The sequence below is a fragment of the Actinoplanes subglobosus genome, from assembly GCF_042650585.1.
Lineage (GTDB): Bacteria > Actinomycetota > Actinomycetes > Mycobacteriales > Micromonosporaceae > Actinoplanes > Actinoplanes subglobosus.
The window spans coordinates 44,470-61,252 of the sequence record NZ_JBHSBL010000041.1 but is presented as its reverse complement, the minus strand read 5'-3'; the positions used below and the strand labels follow the sequence as shown (position 1 = coordinate 61,252).

Here is a 16,783-nt window from a genome sequence, read left to right as displayed (position 1 = left end):
AACCTCCGGGCGGGCCATCGACAGCGGCGGCCCGAACCTCCACTATGGCCACAAGATCGGCTAGGGGAGAGTATGACTTCTTACGATGTGATCATCGTGGGGGCTCGGGTTGCCGGGTCGCCATTGGCCGCGCTGCTCGCCAAGCGCGGATATCGGACTCTGCTCGTGGACCGGGACACGTTCCCCAGCGACACGGTGTCGACCCACGTCCTGCACCCGCCGGGCGTGGCCGCATTGCAGCGGTGGGGCGTTCTCGACCAGGTCGTCGCCACCGGCGTTCCGCCGGTCAGCCGTTACAGCACCGACTTCGGGCCGGTCACCGTCTCCGGTGCGCCCGGCACACCCGACAACCCTTACGCGTACGCCCCCCGCCGCGTCCTCCTCGACAAGATCCTCCTCGACGCGGCCGCGGCCGCCGGTGCCGAGATCCGCGAGGGGTACACGGTCGAGGAGGTGCTCGTCGACGACGACGGCCGGGTCACCGGCATCCGGGGCCTCGACGGCACGGTCGAACACGCCACCCTCGTGGTCGGTGCCGACGGACGCAACTCGGTGGTCGCCAAAGCCGTGGACGCCCCCCTCTACGAGGACCGGCCGCCGTTGACCGTCGGCTACTACTCCTACTTCAGCAACCTGCCGATGGACGGGACGTTCGAGGCGTACAGCCGTCCCGGCCGCGGCTGGGCGGTGTGCCCCACCAACGACGACCTCACCATGGTCATCGGCGGCTGGCCGCACTCCGAGCTGGCCGAGCACCGCAACGACATCGACGGCACGTTCGCCGCGATGTTCGACAGCGCCCCGGCCTGGGCGGACCGGTTCCGGGACGCCAAGCAGGAGTCCCGGTGGGTCGGCGCGTCGGTGCACAACTACTTCCGGGTGCCGCACGGCCCGGGATGGGCGCTGGTCGGTGACGCCGGTTACTGCCGTGACTACATCACCGCGCAGGGCATCACCGACGCGTTCCTCGACGCCGAACTCCTCGCCGACGCGATCGTCGCCGACGACCTGCCCGGATACCAGGCGCGGCGAGACGCCCGGGCGATGCCGTTCTACCAGATGACCCTCGGCATCGCGTCACTCCAGCCGCCGGACGAGCAGATGGTCCAGCTGGTCATGGCGATCGCCGGGAACCAGGAGAAGATGGACGCCTTCACCCGCCTGAACTCGGGTGTCACGTCGCCGGTCGAGTTCTTCGCCCCGGAGAACATGGGCCGCCTCTTCGCTTGATCCCGCCTGCCGGTTCCGGCTCTGGTTTCGGTCTCGGCTCTGGTTCCGGTTCCGGTTCCGGTTCCGGTTCCGGTTCTGGTTTCGGTTCCGGTTCTGGTTTCGGTCTCGGTTCTGGTTTCGGTCTCGGTTCTGGTTTCGGTCTCGGTTCTGGTTTCGGTCTCGGTTCTGGTTTCGGTCTCGGTTCTGGTTTCGGTCTCGGCTCTGGTTTCGGTCTCGGCTCTGGTTCCGGTTCCGGTTCCGGTCTCGGCTCTGGTTTCGGTCTCGGTTCCGGTTCCGGTTCCGGTTTCGGTCTCGGCTCTGGCTTCGGTTCTGGCTTGGGCTTGACGCAGGCGCTCGCCCCGGATGAGGCCGAGATTGAGGTCGAGGGCCGACACCGCCCGTCGTCGTCGTTTGATGTCGCCCGGTCGCGCCGTAGTGCGCCACCGGGCGACGCCATTTCCGGTGGCCGCGTCACCACTGTCCCTGGCGAGCTCAGGCAAGGGGGAGGAGCGGAAGGATCAGGCGGGGGAGAGCTGGGCGGCCACGATTCGCCAGCCGGTCTTGTCGCTGTGGGTCCAGGTTCGGGCGTAGCGGAGCCGCGCGGTGAACGGCGAGCCGTTGAACGTGCCGGAGACCGCGCACAGGGCGAACGTCGCCCCGGTCGGCCCGGCGACGAGAACCTCCAGGTCCTCCTCGACCAGCGTGTCGATCTTGGAACTGCCGGACCGGTACGCATCGAGATCGTCGGCCTTGCGGAATCGGGTGCCATCCGGCCCGATCGCGATCAGGCGGTCGTCGAGCAACTCGTCGAGCACACTGACGTCGCCGTCGCGCTGCGCCTGCTGCAGGCGGTGCTCGGCGGCGAGCAGGTCGGCCTCGGTAGCGGGCACCATGGCCTCCGTTCAGGTCGTTTCCGCTGGTCTGCTCATTGCACCCTACTGCCCGAAACCACCGGAAAAAGATCAAGTAGGCTGCGCGCCCGGAAGATCCACTCTCGACATTCCGTGGAGGAATCGTGGCTGTCACCGCCGACCTGCAGAAGGTGCTGGACAAGGCGTACCAGGACAAGAGCCTGGAGGAGGTCCTGAACGCCCCGGTCGAGGCGCTGGCCGGAGTGAGCGAGAACGGCGGCAAGCTGATCCGTGAGGCCCTCGGCGTGAAGACCATCGGTGAGCTGGGCCGCAACAAGTACTTCCGCGCGGCCCAGGCCCTCGCCGCTCTGGCCGACGCCAGCTGATCCACCGGTGCTGGGGTCACTCCCAGGGGCCCCAGCACCGGCTGTCAGCTGCCGGCCGTGGCGAGGGGAGCGGCCGGGGTGGCCGGGACCGGGGCTGGGGTGGGCGCGGCGGCCGGCCACCAGTTGGCCCGACCGGCCAGGCGCATCAGGGCCGGGACCAGGATCGCCCGGATCACTGTCGCGTCGACCAGGATGGCCACGGCCGTACCGACGCCGACCATCTGGAGATACATCACGTCGCCGGTGGCGTAGAGGGCGAACGACACGGCCAGGATCGTGGCGGCCGCGGTGACCAGCGGGGCGCTGCGCTGGAGGCCCTCGAGCACGGCGCGGTCGTTGTCGCCGGTGGCGTCGTAGCGCTCTTTGATGCGGGAGAGCAGGAACACCTCGTAATCCATGGACAGGCCGTAGGCGACGCAGAACATCAGGATCGGGAACGCCGGGTCGAGGGTGCCGATCGGGGTGAAGCCGAGGACGCCGGCCAGGAAGCCCTCCTGGAAGACCGTCACGAGCACGCCGAACATCACGGCGAGGCTCAGCAGGTTGAGGACCGTGGCCTTCAGCGGCAGGAGCAGGCTGCGGGACATCGCGAACAGCACGCCGAACGAGACGGCCAGCAGGACGGCCGCGACCAGCGGGATGCGGTCGGTGAGCATGGTGCGGAAGTCGGTGAGCTCGGCCGGGTAGCCCCCGACCTGGACGGCGGCACCGGATGGTGCCGGGACCGCGCGGACGGCGGCGACCAGCGACGGTGTGCCGGTGCCGGAGAGCGCCTCCCGGGTGGGGACCGCCTCCAGCCGGGTGCCGGTGATCCCGGCGGGTGCGGGGCCGGTGCGGGTGCCGGCGGCGAACACGCCGGCGGGTGAGTTGACCTGGGCTATCCCGGGGACGCGGGAGACGGCGGCGGCGTAGTCCGCGGAGCCGGCCGCGGTGGTCAACAGGTGCAGGGCGTCCTGTGGCTCGGTAGGGAGGACCTCGCGCATCACGTCATACGTCTGCCGGGTCGAGGCGGCCGGTGGCAGCACCCGGTCGTCGGGCAGGCCCAGCCGCAGGCCGAGCGCGGGCGCCGCGAGGACACCGGCGATCAGCAGGCCGAGCACGGTGAACAGGACGGGCCGGCGCATGACGAGGATGCCCGTACGGGTCCAGAAGCCGTCGTCGCGCACCGGCGGCGGGCTCCGTCGCAGGGCCCGTGGGCCGAGGACGGCCAGCGCGGCGGGCAGCACGGTGAGGGCGCCGAGCACCGCCAGGGCCACGACCAGGATGCCGGCGTAGGCGAACGAGCGCAGGAACGCGAACGGGAACAGCAGCAGCGCCGAGAGTGACGTGGCAACGGTCAGCCCGCTGAAGACGACCGTGCGGCCGGCGGTGCGGACCGTGGTGGTGATCGCGGCCGGAACGGGCGCGCCCGCGGTGAGCTCCTCCCGGAAGCGCGCGATGACGAACAGGCTGTAGTCGATGCCGAGGCCGATGCCCATGACCAGGGTGATGTTGGCGGCGAACGTCGCGACCTCGGTGTATCCGGCCAGCACGCGCAGCCCGGCCAGGGTGCCGATCACCGCGAGCAGCCCGACGCCGAGGGTGAGCAGGGCGAGCCGGACCCGCCGGTAGAGGACGACCAGCAGCGCGATCATGACCGGCACGATCAGCAGCTCGGCCCGCAGGAAATCGCGGGTGGCCTGCTGACTGACCTGGCCGGCCACCGCCTCCGCGCCGCCCACGGCGACGGTGATCACGCCGGTGTCGCGGGTGTAGGCGGGCAGGATCCGCTCCCGGATGTGCTGCCGTGCGCTGGTGGCGTCGCCGGTGACGTGCGCGAGGATCAGCGCGTGCCGGCCGTCGGCGCTGCGCATCGTCGGGTCGCCACCGCGGGACCAGTAGGACCAGACGTCGAGCACGGCGTCCTCGGCGCGCAGCTCGGTGGCGACGGTGGTCGCGGCGGCCGCCACGGCCGGGTCGTCGATCGCGCCGGTGACCAGCAGGACGAGGTTGGCGTTGCCGGTGCCGTGCTCGCGGGCGAGAGGCTCCTGCACCCGGACGGACTCGCTGCCGGGCGCCTCCCAGCGACTGAGCACCAGCACACTCATCGCACCGGCGGCGACGGCGGCGAGGCCGAGGGTCAGAACGGCGGCGGCCAGCAGGATCAGGCGTCGATGGCGGAAGAGCACAGGACTCACCCCTGATAAGCTCCCGATGAATACGAGCGGTCGCTCGTGAAACGAGAATACGAGCGATCACTCGTATTCGTCAAGGACGGTGCACAGTGGTCAGACGGCAGGCGCGTGGCCGGCAGCGCATCGGCGAGATCCTGGACGCGGCATCCGCCCTGTTCGCCGAGGCCGGCTACGACCGGACGTCGACCAACGCGATCGCCGCGCGGGCCGGCATGTCACCCGGCTCCCTCTATCAGTACTTCCCGAACAAGCAGGCGATCGCCGACGCGCTCTCCGAGCGGCTGCTCGCCGAGTTGCGCGAGGCGCACGCGGCTTCGTTCGACGACACCGCGGTGGCCGGGCTGCCGCTGCCCGACCTGGTCTCCCGGGTGGTCGACCCCCTGGTGTTCTTCCACGTGACCCACCCCGGCGCCAAGGTGCTCATCGGCGAGAAGGGCCAGTCACTGCACACCGGTGTCACCGACCGTGTGGGGTCGCTGTTGCGGGCCCGCTCGCCGGAGCTGCCCGACGACGACGTGCGGCGTACCTCGACGGTCGCCGTGCAGATCGTCGCCGCGCTGATGGGCAGCATCGTCGCAGCTCCCGAGCCGGAGCGTGCCGCCCTGGTCCAGGAGCTGAAAAGGGCGCTCACCGGATACCTCGCGACGCCGGCGGACCGCTAAGCTGCCGCGGTGCTTCAGGCCGGTGGGCGACTCGGGAACCGTTACCTCCTTCAGCGGCGCCTCGGCGCGGGCGGGATGGGGGAGGTCTGGCTGGCCGTCGACGAGGTGCTCCGGCGCACCGTCGCGGTCAAGGTCATGCTGCCCACGGTCGCCGACGACCCCGATTTCGCCAAGCGGTTCGAGTCGGAGGCCACGTCGATGGCCCGGATCAACCACCCGGCCGTCGCCTCGATCCACGACTTCGGTCGCGACCAGGGCGTTCATTACCTGGTGATGGAGTTCGTCGACGGCGAGTCGCTGGCGCAGCGGCTGAGCCGGGAGGGGCGGATCGCGCCCGAGGAGACGATGCGGCTCATCGAGCAGGCCGCGATCGGGTTGCAGGCCGTCCACGACGAGGGCCTCGTGCACCGCGACATCAAACCGGCGAACCTGCTGGTCCGCCGCAACGGATCGGTGGTGATCACCGACTTCGGCATCGCCCGGCACGAGGCCGCGAGCCGCCTCACCGTTTCCGGCGCCATTCTCGGTACGCCCACCTACCTCTCCCCGGAGCAGGTGAAGGGCGAGCCCGCCGGCGCCCTCAGCGATGTGTACTCGCTCGGCCTCGTCGCCTACGAGTGCCTGGCCGGGGAGAAGCCGTTCGTCGGCGACAGCCCGTATGCGGTGGCCCTCCAGCGGCTGCAGGAGGGCCCGCGCACGATCAAGGTCACGCTGCCGGTGCGCGTCCAGGCGGTCGTCGAGCGGGCCCTCGCGATCGAGCCGCGGGACCGCTGGCCGTCGGCGGCCGCGTTCGGTGCCGCCGCCCGTGAGTCGGTGCTCACCGACGCGCCGGCCTCCGCGCGGACACCCACTCCGGTGCCGGCCACGGCTCCGGCCGCCGCCGGCCGCCTGCCCCTGCTGCTGGCCGCCCTGTCCGTGGTGTTGCTGGCCGTCGTCGGTGTCCTGGCCTGGGGCCTGCTGTCGACGGACGACGAGGGCGAGGCCGTCATGCAGATGCCCTCGACCTCGTCACCGGCCGGTAAGCAGGGCCAGGACTGGGAGCCACAGGGTTTCGTGTCCTGCGGCGACGCGTACTGCCCCGTCGAGCCGATGTGCTGGGGCGGTCTGGTCGCCAACAGCGGTGTCGCCGTCGCGCCGCGCCCGGTGGACTGCGCCGAGCCGCACTACTGGGAGACGTTCCGGGCGGTCGCGATGCCGGCCGGCGGGGTGCGGATCTCCGACGCGGACCCGCTGATCGAGCGGTCCGGCATCGCGGAGGCGTGCTCGGCGCAGGCGATGGCGTCACGCAGCAGCGAGCCGACGAAGACCCGCAAATGGCAGCGCGACGTGTGGCCGATCCCGGTCGGCGCGGACACGATGCTGCACTGCATCGCGAGCGCGCCCGGCGGCGAGTCGACCGGTGGGTTCTTCCGCCAGCCCTGACCCGCCGGAGCGCTCCCACGGCCGTGTCGGCCGGAACGATCACCCGACCGGGGGAGTTGCGTCACTCGCTGGAGTCGATACGTTGGCCATCCTCATTCCACTCCGGAGGGTTGAGATGGTCGATCCGGATCCGCACGCCCAGCCGCTGCTGAGCACTCCCGCCTATCGGCAACCCGAGACGATGAGCGCGACGACCAGGCATCTCTCCGCCGCGCCCTATCTGGACATCTCCTTCGCCAATGTGGTCATCCGGGAGGTCCTCGAGTCCGAGCGCAAGGCGGTGCCACCGTCCTACGGCTTCGACCTCGATCCGGTGGTCCGGCACAGCCTGCGGGCGCGGCGTCTACTTCTTCTGCGGTACGGGCTGGTCACGATCGTTCTGATCGTCGGTTTCTGCCTGAGCCCGATCGCCACGATCGGCTGGCTCCTGCTCTGCGGGATCGTCGTCGGGTTCCGTTCCCGGATCCTCGGCGGGTTGCCGCCGCAGGTGCGGATGGGCATCATCGCGGCGATCGCGCTCTCGGTGCTCTGCCTCGGCGGCTACTGGCTGGTCCAGAGCATGTCCGGCGACATCGGCGACATCCTGTTCGGCAGTTCCGGGAGCGACTACTACGGCAGTGACTTCGGGGGCGACGACTTCGGGTTCACCTACCTCGACTTCCTCTACCCGGTGGTGCTGACCGCGGCGATGTTCGCGGTGCTGTTCCTGTCCCGCCGGCACGTCCTCGGCGTCATCATCACCGAGCTCGCGCCCGGCACCCCGAACAGCGCGCCGCGCAGCGCCAACGCCCGGGTCGAGCGGCGGCTCGCCATCGTGGCCGGCATGCAACGGGGCAACATGTCGGTGCACGACCGGTATCCCTTCCTCGGGGCCGGGCAGTTCCGGCACGGCTGGGACCTCGCCGTCACCCTCAACCCCGCCGACAAGGAGAAGGCCACCGGCAGGATCCGGATCGACGGGGCGGTCCTCAACCGGCGGGTGGCCGAGGCGATCGTGGCACTGCGCTCGCCGGCGCTCAGTGACGGGGAGAAGGTGCCGAACGTCTTCGTGGTGCCCTATGTGGTGGCCAACGGCTGGCGGCGTACGGATGATCCGCTCATCGATCCGAACACGCGGGCGCCGTACACCCAGGCCTCACCGGAGACGCTCGCCGCGATCGAGGGAAGCCCGCAGGGTGGCATGCGCTACTACCTGCGCGCCGTCGTGCCGGCCCACGGCAAGGAGATCCAGACACCCGGCCGGCGCCCGGTGCTGCCCGCACAGGACAGTGGGGTGGCCGTCACGGCGTTCGTGCACCTGGCCGTCGAGGGCGGCATGCTCTACGTCGAGTTCGTCGCCACCGTGATGCCCGAGGTCCAGCGGTTCTACCAGCTCGGTGACATCCTCCGACCCGAGCGCGCCCCGGCCTACGCCGCCGCGGCCACGTTCGGCAACTTCGTCCGGGAGAACCTGCTGGCCCCGCTCTGGTTCGTCCAGATCGGGTGGGACGCGTTCCGCCTGTCCGGCCGGATGGCCAAGTCCGCCCGCGAGGCCGAGGAGCTGCGGTTCCACGACTACGGCGCCGACCTCAGCGTCCGCGACCTGGGCGCCGACTATCCCATCGACAAGTTCCTGAACCATCTGGACGCGGCGAAGTACATTTCACTGCTGGACAAGGCGGTCGTCGAGGAGGTGCTGAACTTCCTGGACGAGCACGGTGTGGACACCGGCGAGTTCCGGATGAAGGCGGCGAACGTGTCGTTCGACTTCAGTACCAAGACGTTCAGCGGCGGCCAGCAGATCTTCGGCAACAACAACCGCATCAACCAGACCAACTTCCCGAAGGCTCCGGGCGGAGGCAGTGGTGGCTGAGCAGCGTTTCGAGAACTTCACGTTCCACGGTGGACAGCAGGTCTTCGGCGACAACAACACGGTCAGTCAGACCAACAATTTTCGGTACGGCGACGAGCGCGACGAGATCCTCGAGCACCTGGAGACGATCCGCCGTGCCGCGCCCGCGCCGGCCGAGGTGGAGCCGGAGATCGTGATCATCGAGCAGGCGATCGAGCGGCCCACCGTCGAGTCCCGCGGCCGGGTCGACCACGCACTCGGCCAGCTGGCCCACAAGCTGGGCCGGTTCCGGACGGCCACCGAGGCGCTCTCCGCGGTCAGCGCGATCGCGGCGGCTGTCGTGCAGGTCTGGTCGTCCTGACCGGTCAGATGTCGTCGGCGGAGCGGGCGCGGAGGCCGTTGGCCTTCGCCACCGGGTTCCACCGGGTGAGGAACGCCCGCTTCGCCGCACCGGCACTGGTCGAGGCACTCCGGCCCCGGTCGTAACCGGAGTCGTCCGCCGCGCCGCAACCGCCGGACAGGGTCGGCTCGGCCCACGCCAGGAATCCCTGGTCGGCCTCCCACGCGTACCGCAGCGCCTCGAGCAGGCCGGCCCGCAGCTCCTCGCCGCCGGACAGCGCGCTCACATCGGCGTTGCGCACCGTCTCCATCTGCGACTGACGCTCGTCGCCGACCGCACGGATGTCCGCGACCGCCGCGGCCAGGCCGTCGCATTGGCCGACCTGCTCGATCGCCAGGTTGAGCTTGCGCCGGCTGGCCACGCTCTGCGACAGCACCGCGTCGAACGCCGCCGCCTGCGCCCGCGGGTCGGCGGCCGCCGTGGTCGCCGGCGTCGTCGGGTCCACGGTGGGTTCCGTGGTCGTCGGAGCGGGCACCGGATCGGTCGTCGCCTCGGTACGCGTCGGCAGTGCCTCGGTGGGCTGCGGCCCGGGATCGTCCGTCCCGTTGGTCCGGAAGTAGATCCCCGCCGCGACGGCCAGGACCACCAGCAGCACGGATGCCCCGGCGATCAGGGGAACCCGGTTCGGCCGCGACGGCTCCGGCGGTGGTGGCGGCGCGTAGTAGGTGGTGGCCGCGTGGGCCAGCGTCGAGTTGCATCGGGCGCAGCGGGCCGCGTCCGGATCGTTGTCGAGTCCGCAGGTGGGGCACACCATGTCACCCATCGTATCGATCACCGTGTACGCGCGGTACGCCCTTACGGGGTGGCGCTTGTTTTGATTGTTCGCATAGAATGCGAACATGTTGGTTCGCATCGACCCCGCGTCCGGGGTGCCCCTCGCCGATCAGATCGCCGCCCACGTGCGCGGCGCGGTCGCCGCCGGCACCCTCGCACCCGGCGACCGGCTGCCCGCCGCCCGCGACCTGGCGGAGTCGTTGCAGGTCAACATGCACACGATCCTGCGGGCCTACGCGCGGCTGCGTGACGAGGGCCTGATCGAGCTACGCCGAGGCCGCGGCGCCACCGTCCGCCGTGGCGACGCCGCCGACCGGGCCCGCCTGGTCGACGCGGTTCAGAACCTGCTCGACGCCGGCCGGCGACTCGGACTGGACGTCGAGGAACTTGTGGACGAAGTACGGAGGCTGGCATGACCGATCGAGTCCGTTTCCATCCGGCCGTGGCATTGGCCGCGGTCCCGGCGGCGCTGGTGCCATTGACCGAACGGCTATGGGGTGACCGCCTACCCGACCCGCTGCCCAGCCACTGGGACTTCGCCGGGCGCGTCGAAGACACCACCACCCTCAGCGCCATGGTCACCGCGCTCGTCGCCATGGCGGCCGTCGCGGTGGTCGCCGCCCTCGTCGCGGCACTCGCACCGGCACCGCGGTGGCGGGTCCGCCGGGCCGTCATCGGTGCCGCCGGTGCGATCACCGCCGGCACCGCCGCGATCTGGCTGGTCACGGCCGGTCTCTCCCTCGACGTGGCCGTTGCCACCGACGTGCCCAGCCCGTCCTGGCAGATCATGCTGCTGATCCTCGCCCCCGCGGTGTGGGGCGTGCTGGTCGCCCGGGCCTGCGGGACCGCGCCGGAGGAGCCCGCCGCCGACTCCCGGCCGCCGGCCGGTCTGGCCCGGCTCGACCTGGCCCCCGGCCAGCGGGCCGCCTGGAACGAGACGTCACCGCTGCCCCGGGTCGCGCTCATCGCCCTGGTTCCGTTGCTGGTGGCGGCCGTGGGCCTGGTCGTCGGCGTGAGTTTCTGGGCCGCGGTGCCGCTGCTGCTCGCCACGGCCGGCGTGCTGCTGCTGATGCGGACCCGGTTCACCGTCGACGCGCGCGGCGTGACCATCGGCTTCGGCCCGTGGTCCTGGCCGCGGGTCCGGGTGCCGATGCGGGAGATCGTCTCCGCGGCCCCGACCACGGTGCGCATGCTCGAATGGGGCGGCTGGGGTTACCGCAACAGTCTCGACGGCCGAGGCCGCGGCCTGATCATGCGCAGCGGCCCGGGCGTCCGTTTCGAACTGTCCTCAGGCCGCTACCTGGTGGCGACGGTCCGCGACCCCGCGACGGTGTCCGCCCTGGTGAACACGTTGCTGGACAACGTCCGCACGCCCTGACACCCCGCGCCGGATGCCGAGCCGATCCCACCGGTTCCGCATCCGGCGTCTCGGCCATCATCTCGGCCACCCTCGACTTCCGCACCTCGGTGTATCCGCTGCCCCGGCCTGCCTCTGAATCTCCGCGAGCGCCGGCCGCGGATCTCGAACGTCGGCGATATTGCGATTCCGCGCTGGCCGCGGGCAGTGCGGGGTCGGTCGTTGTGGCGGGGCCCGGGCACCTGGTCGCGTGGTCCGGCGGGGAGGAAGCCGGAGTGCTGGTGCTCGACGAGCTGTTCCGGGTGCACCTCGCATGGGCTGGGCGGCGCGAGCTCGGTTGGTCCCGGGGTGAGCGGGACGGACGCATTCGGCCCGGCGGTCGCGTTTCGGCCGGGAGGTGGGGCCTGCGTCGCGGTGTAGCCCGGGGACCTTACTGGCCGTACTGAATGGTGGTTTTTCTTGCTCTGAACGCCGTCATGTTGACGCGGTTGCCGCAGCGGACCGAGCAGAAGCGTTTGGAACCGTTGCGGGAGAGGTCGATGAAGAGGCCGGCGCAGTCGTCGGCGTCGCAGACGCGGAGGCGGCCGGTCTCGTCCATGCGGATGACGTCGATCAGGGCCATCGCGGCCTCGACGCGGATGCGCTCGGCCAGCGGCGCGTCGGACCCGGTCGCGTGGATGTGCCAGTCGGAGCCGTCGTGGCGGGTGAGATAGGGCACCGCGTGGGCCTCGCGCAGCATCCGGTTGACCGCCTCGACCGCCGCGTCGCGGTCCAGAGTCCAGACGTCGCGTAGCAGGTCACGGGTCTCCCGGACGGCCTCCAGCTCGGCCTGGTCGCGATCTTTGCGGCCCGAGTAGGCGACGAGCAGACCGTCGAGCTGATCGAGCGTGGTGAGTTCGTCGTCGCCGCTGCGGGAGGCGCCCGGCGCGGTGTTGGCGAGGTCCACGACGAAGTGCAGCGCCTCCTCTGTGTCAGGGGCAAAAAGCAATTTGACTCCTTATCCAGGGCGGCCTAGCGTCAGGGGCATAAGCAATTTAGCCCATCACTGGGGGTCGTCGTGAAGTCGCCGCAGCTCGTCGGGCTGGCCGCCGCGGTCACCTCGGCCGCCACCTTCGCCACCTCGGGCGCGTTCATCAAACCGCTGCTGGAGGCGGGCTGGTCGCCGGCCGCCGCCGTCACCGCCCGGGCGATCGTCGCCGGGATCCTGCTGCTGCCGCTCGTGCTGTTCTCGCTGCGCGGCAGGTGGGACGCGCTGTGGCGGGGCCGCTGGCGGATCGCCGGGATGGGTGTCATCGCGGTCGCGTTCACGCAGCTCACCTACTTCGCGGCGATCCGGCTCATCCCCGTCTCCACCGCCCTGCTCGTCGAATATCTCGCGCCGCTGCTGCTGGTCATCTGGGTCGCCGTCACCACCCGGCGGGTGCCGCGCCCGATGGTGCTGGTCGGATCGGTGCTGGCCATCGGCGGTCTGGTGCTGGTGATCGGGCCCGGCGCGCTCGGGGCCGTCGACCCGGTCGGGGTGGGTCTCGCGTTCGCGGCGGCGGTCGGGTGCGCGGTCTACTTCGTGGTCGCGGCCCGGCCGTCCGACGGGCTGCCGCCGGTCGCGCTCGCCGGAGCCGGGCTGCTGCTCGGCGGGCTCACGCTCGGTGCCGCAGGGCTCGCCGGAGTCGTGCCGATGGAGATGCGGTTCGGGACGGTTCCGCTGCTCGGGGCGGTCGTCGCGTGGTGGGTGCCGCTGATGGTGGTGGCCTTCTTCGGCACGGCGGTGGCCTATGCGACCGGCATCTTCGGATCGGGGCGGCTCGGGTCGCGGCTGGCGTCGTTCGTCGGGCTGCTGGAGGTCGTGTTCGCCTCGATTCTCGCGTGGATCGTGGTGGGCGAGCAGCTCACGCCGTTGCAGATGGCCGGTGGCGTGCTGATCCTCGCGGGCATCGCGTCCATTCCGGCCGAGCCGGTCGCGGTCGTTTCGGCCGAGCCGGTCGCGGTCGTTTCGGCCGAGCCGGTCGCGGTCGTTTCGGCCGAGCCGGCCGCGGTCGTTCCGGCCGAGCCGGGTGCGGTCGTTCCGGAGCCCGGGGGTAGTGCCAGCACTACCCCCGAGACTATGGCCGGCTGTATCCCCAAGGGATCGTCGACTGCCTAGCGTCTAGGGCATGACGACGACGCAGCTCGACCCGGTTCTCACGCCCGCCCCGGTCGCTCGGGTCCTGCCGCGGCTGGCCGCCGACACCCGCTATGTGCTGACCGGCCTGCCACACGCGCTGGCCGCGATTCTCGTCTGCGTCACCGCGCTGTCGGTCGGTGTCGGGCTGGCGGTGCTCTGGGTGGGTGTGCCGCTCGCGTTCTTCGCCCTGATGCAGGCCCGGGGCTTCGCGGCAGCCGAGCGCGAGCGGATCGCGCCGGTCCTGGAGCGCGAGATCTCCGCTCCCGCCTATCGGCCGGCGGGTGCCGACACCGTCCCGTCGCGGCTGTTCGCGGTGCTCGCCGATGCGCAGACCTGGCGCGACCTGGCCCATGCCGCACTGCGCTGGATCCCCAGCTCGATCGCGTTCACCCTGGTCGCCAGTTGGTGGGCCGCGGCCCTCGGCGGGCTGACCTGGGTGCTCTGGGGCTGGGCGCTGCCGAGCGACAGCACCGAGCTGCCCGAGATGCTGGGCTTCGGCGACGGCTATCTGACCAACGCAGTCTTCCACGGCCTCGTCGCCCTGGTCTTCGTCGTCAGCCTGCCCGCGGTGGCGCGATGGGCGGCGCTGCTGGAGGCCCGCTTCGCCGCGACTCTGCTGGCGCCCGGCTCGTGAGGGATCCCTTACGCGCCAGCCGCCAGCCGTTCGAGGATCAGGCGCCGTTCCGCCTCGGTGGGGGCCAGGTCGAGCGCCCGCTGCCAGCTGCCGGCCGCCTCGTCGTCACGGCCGGCCCGGCACAGCAGATCGGCGCGGGTGGCGTGCAGCAGATGATAAGCGTCCAGGCCGTCGATCGTGTCGATCAGCGCGAGTCCCGCCTCCGGGCCGGTGGCCATCGCGACGGCGACCGCCCGGTTCAGGTCCACGACCGGGCCCGGCGCGACTCGGCGCAGGTGATCGTAGAGTCCGGCGATCTGCGGCCAGTCCGTCTCGTCCAGGCTGCGGGCCGTCGCGTGACAGACCGCGATGGCCGCCTGGAGCTGGAAGGGCCCGGCCCGTCCGCGGCGCAGCGCCCGCTCGCACAGCGTGGCCCCCTCCTCGATCAGCTCCCGGTCCCACCGGGCCCGGTCCTGATCGCCGAGCGTGAGCAGGGTGCCGTCGGCGCTGGTCCGGGCCTCGCGCCGGGCGTCCTGCACCAGCATCAGCGCGAGCAGGCCCAGCGCCTCCGGCTCGTCCGGCATCAGCGTGACCAGGGTCCGCCCGATCCGGATCGCCTCCCGGCACAGCTCACCGTCACCGGAGTAACCCTCGTTGAAGAGCAGATAGAGCACGTGCAGCACGGTCGACAGCCGCTCCGGCAGCAGGTGGGCCGGTGGCACCCGGAAAGGGATGCCCGCGTGCCTGATCCGCTGCTTGGCGCGGAAGATCCGCTGCCCCATCGTCTTCTCCGGCACGAGGAAGGCACGCGCGATCTCCGCCGTGCTCATCCCGGCGACGCTGCGCAGCGTCAGCGCGACCTGTGCCTCCTCAGAGAGCGCCGGATGGCAGCAGGTGAACATGAGTTCCAGCCGCTCGTCCGGGATCTCCGCGTCGATGCTGTAAGGCGGTTCCGGCTCCATGGCTACCTCCCGCAGCTTCGCCCGCTCCACCGCCGCCCTCCGCACCCGGTCGATCGCGGTCCGGCGGGCCACCGTGGTCAGCCAGGCGATCGGCTGATCGGGTGTCCCCGACTCCGGCCACACCCGCAACGCGGTCGCGAAGGCCTCCTGGGCGCACTCCTCGGCGAGGCTCCAGTCACCGGTGAGCCGGATCATCGTGGCGACGATCCGGCCCCACCCGTCGGCGTAGGCCGCGGCGATGTCGTTACTCATCGCCCCAGGGCCACACCGGCCGCAGCTCGATCGCACCGGTCCAGGCCATCGGGTGTTTCGTCGCCACCTCGATCGCCTGGTCCAGGTCGTCGCACTCGAGCACGTCGAAACCGGCGATCACGTCCTTCGTCTCGATGAACGGGCCGTCGGTGACCAGCACCTCCCGGTTGCGGACGCGGACCGTGGTGGCCGCGCTCGCCGGCCGGGTCCGGTCACCGATCAGCCGGATCCCCTTGCCGTCCATCTCACCGGCCCAGTCGTCGACCTCCGGCTTCCCGTCGTCCTGTCCGGGCGTGAAATCCGGGTCGACGCACACCAGCATCAGGTACTTCATCCTCGTTCTCCTCTCCGTGCTCCATACGGACACCCCCATGACGAACGGGACCCCACCGTTTCTACCGAACTCCCTAAGATTTTCTGAATGACCGAGGTGACCGTGCGGCCGATGACCGAGACCGAGTACGACCAGTGGCAGCACGACCTGGCCACCGACTATGCGGCCGAGCACGTCACGGCCGGTAACTGGCCGGCTGAGGGTGCCTACGAGCGGGCCCGTGCGGAGACCGCGGGGCTGCTGCCGGACGGTGCGGCCACCGAGGGCATGCTGATCCTGACCGGTGTGGTCGGCGGCGAGCCGATCGGGCGACTGTGGATCGGACTGGAGCATCCGCGCCGGGTTCCGGGGTGCGCCTTCCTCTACGACATCGAGGTGGTCGCCGGGCAGCGCGGCCGGGGGCTGGGGCGGGCTCTGCTCACCGCCGGGGAGGGCGTGGCCCGGGAGCACGGGGCTCAGGCTCTGGAACTCAACGTCTTCGGGGCCAATCCGACAGCTGTTGATCTTTATCGGACGTCCGGCTATCACGTCACCACTCAGCAGATGCGTAAGGAACTGGTGCGGCCGGCGGCGCCACGGTTTCCGCGGATGGCCGCCTATGACCGGGCCGCGTTCGGCGGGGACACGAGTGGATTGGCCGGGGCTGATCGGCGGCTTGCCGTTCAGGAGGCGGAGGTCTGTCTCGGCCGGGCGAAACTGGCGCACGCCCGGTTCCTGACCGGCGTCGGCGAGCCTCTCCCGGCCGGGGGCGTCTCCGCGGCCGCGAGCGTCTCCGCGGCCGGGGGCGTCTCCGCGGCCGCGAGCGTCTCCGCGGCCGCGAGCGTCTCCGATTCCTCGGCCCAGGGAGTCTCGGCGGAGTCGTCGCTGATCGAGCGGGCGATTGTCCTGTTCCGGCAGGCCGGCGATGTGCACGGTGAGGCGGAGGCGCTTTGCTGGATGGGCATCCATCACCAGGTGGTTCGGCAGGACGACGCCGAGGCTGTGCCGTTCTTCGAGCAGGCGGCGGCTCTCGGGGATCCGATGACCCGGTCGTTCGCGCTGCGGCATCTCGGCGTCGCCCGTCACCGGGCCGGGGACCTGACCGCGGCCCGGGAGCTGCTGGAGGAGTCGACGGCGCTGCGCCGCGAGCACGGATTCCCGGTCGGCGTCGCGGCGAACCTGGTCGGTCTCATCTATATCGCGGCCGCTGAAGGGCGCGACACCAGCGGCATGATCGCGGAAGCGCGGGCCCTGGCGACGGCGGCCGGTGCGACGACCATCCTGGCCGAGGTGGAGGAGGCCGCTCAGGCACGGCCGTGACCCGGCCCGACTGCCGGATCGCACCTCGGTGGCGGGTTTCGGGATGGCCGCGATGTGACGGCGGCCGCGATGTGACGGCGGCCGCGATGTGACGGC

General features: G+C 71.2%; 17 protein-coding genes. 11 read left to right on the top strand and 6 right to left on the bottom strand.

What is annotated here, in order from left to right; translation table 11 throughout:
• Window positions 1–72: 72 nt before the first annotated feature.
• Window positions 73–1,230 (top strand): FAD-dependent oxidoreductase, encoded by a 1,158-nt coding sequence (locus ACFO0C_RS47375; protein ID WP_378073475.1) that lies wholly within the window; start codon window positions 73–75, stop codon window positions 1,228–1,230.
• Between the two features lie 497 nt (window positions 1,231–1,727).
• On the opposite strand, the gene ACFO0C_RS47370 is transcribed toward ACFO0C_RS47375, so the two are convergent.
• Window positions 1,728–2,099: a nuclear transport factor 2 family protein gene (locus tag ACFO0C_RS47370; protein WP_378073474.1), complete on the bottom strand. Its 372-nt coding sequence runs from the start codon at window positions 2,097–2,099 to the stop codon at window positions 1,728–1,730.
• Window positions 2,100–2,224: 125 nt separating this feature from the next.
• On the opposite strand from ACFO0C_RS47370, the gene ACFO0C_RS47365 reads away from it, so the two are divergent.
• Window positions 2,225–2,446 (top strand): hypothetical protein, encoded by a 222-nt coding sequence (locus ACFO0C_RS47365; RefSeq protein WP_378073473.1) that lies wholly within the window; start codon window positions 2,225–2,227, stop codon window positions 2,444–2,446.
• 44 nt (window positions 2,447–2,490) lie between these two features.
• Here the strand turns inward: ACFO0C_RS47365 and ACFO0C_RS47360 are convergent, their stop codons facing one another.
• On the bottom strand, window positions 2,491–4,623 hold the full coding sequence (locus ACFO0C_RS47360; protein WP_378073472.1) for an MMPL family transporter: 2,133 nt from the start codon (window positions 4,621–4,623) through the stop codon (window positions 2,491–2,493).
• 86 nt (window positions 4,624–4,709) lie between these two features.
• Between ACFO0C_RS47360 and ACFO0C_RS47355 the strand changes: the two genes are divergently transcribed.
• From ACFO0C_RS47355 to ACFO0C_RS47340, 4 genes are all read left to right on the top strand, one after another.
• Entirely contained in the window at window positions 4,710–5,282 is a 573-nt protein-coding gene (locus tag ACFO0C_RS47355) for a TetR/AcrR family transcriptional regulator (protein WP_378073471.1), read from the top strand.
• Between the two features lie 9 nt (window positions 5,283–5,291).
• On the top strand, window positions 5,292–6,704 hold the full coding sequence (locus tag ACFO0C_RS47350) for a serine/threonine-protein kinase (RefSeq protein WP_378073470.1): 1,413 nt from the start codon (window positions 5,292–5,294) through the stop codon (window positions 6,702–6,704).
• A 115-nt stretch (window positions 6,705–6,819) separates the two neighbouring features.
• Window positions 6,820–8,556 carry a hypothetical protein gene (locus ACFO0C_RS47345; RefSeq protein WP_378073469.1) on the top strand — a complete coding sequence of 579 codons (1,737 nt, stop codon included), beginning with the start codon at window positions 6,820–6,822 and terminating at the stop codon, window positions 8,554–8,556.
• A complete protein-coding gene (locus ACFO0C_RS47340) occupies window positions 8,549–8,896 on the top strand; it encodes a hypothetical protein (protein ID WP_378073468.1) in 348 nt (115 codons plus the stop codon). The genes ACFO0C_RS47345 and ACFO0C_RS47340 overlap by 8 nt, the downstream gene beginning before the upstream one ends.
• 4 nt (window positions 8,897–8,900) lie before the next feature.
• Here the strand turns inward: ACFO0C_RS47340 and ACFO0C_RS47335 are convergent, their stop codons facing one another.
• Window positions 8,901–9,689, bottom strand: a complete 789-nt coding sequence (locus tag ACFO0C_RS47335; RefSeq protein WP_378073467.1) for a hypothetical protein — start codon at window positions 9,687–9,689, stop codon at window positions 8,901–8,903.
• A gap of 85 nt (window positions 9,690–9,774) precedes the next feature.
• Here ACFO0C_RS47335 and ACFO0C_RS47330 point away from each other — a divergent pair, with 85 nt between their 5' ends.
• Both ACFO0C_RS47330 and ACFO0C_RS47325 read left to right on the top strand, forming a co-directional pair.
• Window positions 9,775–10,125, top strand: a complete 351-nt coding sequence (locus tag ACFO0C_RS47330; protein ID WP_378073466.1) for a GntR family transcriptional regulator — start codon at window positions 9,775–9,777, stop codon at window positions 10,123–10,125.
• A complete protein-coding gene (locus ACFO0C_RS47325; protein ID WP_378073465.1) occupies window positions 10,122–11,087 on the top strand; it encodes a hypothetical protein in 966 nt (321 codons plus the stop codon). The genes ACFO0C_RS47330 and ACFO0C_RS47325 overlap by 4 nt, the downstream gene beginning before the upstream one ends.
• Window positions 11,088–11,496: 409 nt before the next feature.
• On the opposite strand, the gene ACFO0C_RS47320 is transcribed toward ACFO0C_RS47325, so the two are convergent.
• Entirely contained in the window at window positions 11,497–12,054 is a 558-nt protein-coding gene (locus ACFO0C_RS47320) for a CGNR zinc finger domain-containing protein (protein ID WP_378073464.1), read from the bottom strand.
• A 69-nt stretch (window positions 12,055–12,123) separates the two neighbouring features.
• On the opposite strand from ACFO0C_RS47320, the gene ACFO0C_RS47315 reads away from it, so the two are divergent.
• Window positions 12,124–13,206 carry an EamA family transporter gene (locus ACFO0C_RS47315; RefSeq protein WP_378073463.1) on the top strand — a complete coding sequence of 361 codons (1,083 nt, stop codon included), beginning with the start codon at window positions 12,124–12,126 and terminating at the stop codon, window positions 13,204–13,206.
• A gap of 10 nt (window positions 13,207–13,216) precedes the next feature.
• Complete coding sequence (locus tag ACFO0C_RS47310) at window positions 13,217–13,861, top strand: sensor domain-containing protein (protein ID WP_378073462.1); 645 nt, start codon at window positions 13,217–13,219, stop codon at window positions 13,859–13,861.
• A gap of 8 nt (window positions 13,862–13,869) precedes the next feature.
• On the opposite strand, the gene ACFO0C_RS47305 is transcribed toward ACFO0C_RS47310, so the two are convergent.
• Entirely contained in the window at window positions 13,870–15,054 is a 1,185-nt protein-coding gene (locus ACFO0C_RS47305) for an RNA polymerase sigma factor (RefSeq protein ID WP_378073461.1), read from the bottom strand.
• Entirely contained in the window at window positions 15,047–15,388 is a 342-nt protein-coding gene (locus ACFO0C_RS47300) for a YciI family protein (RefSeq protein ID WP_378073460.1), read from the bottom strand. The genes ACFO0C_RS47305 and ACFO0C_RS47300 overlap by 8 nt, the downstream gene beginning before the upstream one ends.
• 87 nt (window positions 15,389–15,475) lie before the next feature.
• On the opposite strand from ACFO0C_RS47300, the gene ACFO0C_RS47295 reads away from it, so the two are divergent.
• On the top strand, window positions 15,476–16,687 hold the full coding sequence (locus ACFO0C_RS47295) for a GNAT family N-acetyltransferase (RefSeq protein WP_378073459.1): 1,212 nt from the start codon (window positions 15,476–15,478) through the stop codon (window positions 16,685–16,687).
• The last annotated feature ends 96 nt before the right edge of the window (window positions 16,688–16,783 follow it).

Bases quoted from the DNA above. Each gene is read 5' to 3' on its own strand.
- ACFO0C_RS47375 (WP_378073475.1), top strand. From the start codon at position 73: ATGACTTCTTACGATGTGATCATCGTGGGGGCTCGGGTTGCCGGGTCG.
- ACFO0C_RS47345 (WP_378073469.1), top strand. From the start codon at position 6,820: ATGGTCGATCCGGATCCGCACGCCCAGCCGCTGCTGAGCACTCCCGCC.
- ACFO0C_RS47335 (WP_378073467.1), bottom strand. From the start codon at position 9,689: ATGGTGTGCCCCACCTGCGGACTCGACAACGATCCGGACGCGGCCCGC.
- ACFO0C_RS47330 (WP_378073466.1), top strand. From the start codon at position 9,775: ATGTTGGTTCGCATCGACCCCGCGTCCGGGGTGCCCCTCGCCGATCAG.
- ACFO0C_RS47325 (WP_378073465.1), top strand. From the start codon at position 10,122: ATGACCGATCGAGTCCGTTTCCATCCGGCCGTGGCATTGGCCGCGGTC.
- ACFO0C_RS47310 (WP_378073462.1), top strand. From the start codon at position 13,217: ATGACGACGACGCAGCTCGACCCGGTTCTCACGCCCGCCCCGGTCGCT.
- ACFO0C_RS47305 (WP_378073461.1), bottom strand. From the start codon at position 15,054: ATGAGTAACGACATCGCCGCGGCCTACGCCGACGGGTGGGGCCGGATC.
- ACFO0C_RS47300 (WP_378073460.1), bottom strand. From the start codon at position 15,388: ATGAAGTACCTGATGCTGGTGTGCGTCGACCCGGATTTCACGCCCGGA.
- ACFO0C_RS47295 (WP_378073459.1), top strand. From the start codon at position 15,476: ATGACCGAGGTGACCGTGCGGCCGATGACCGAGACCGAGTACGACCAG.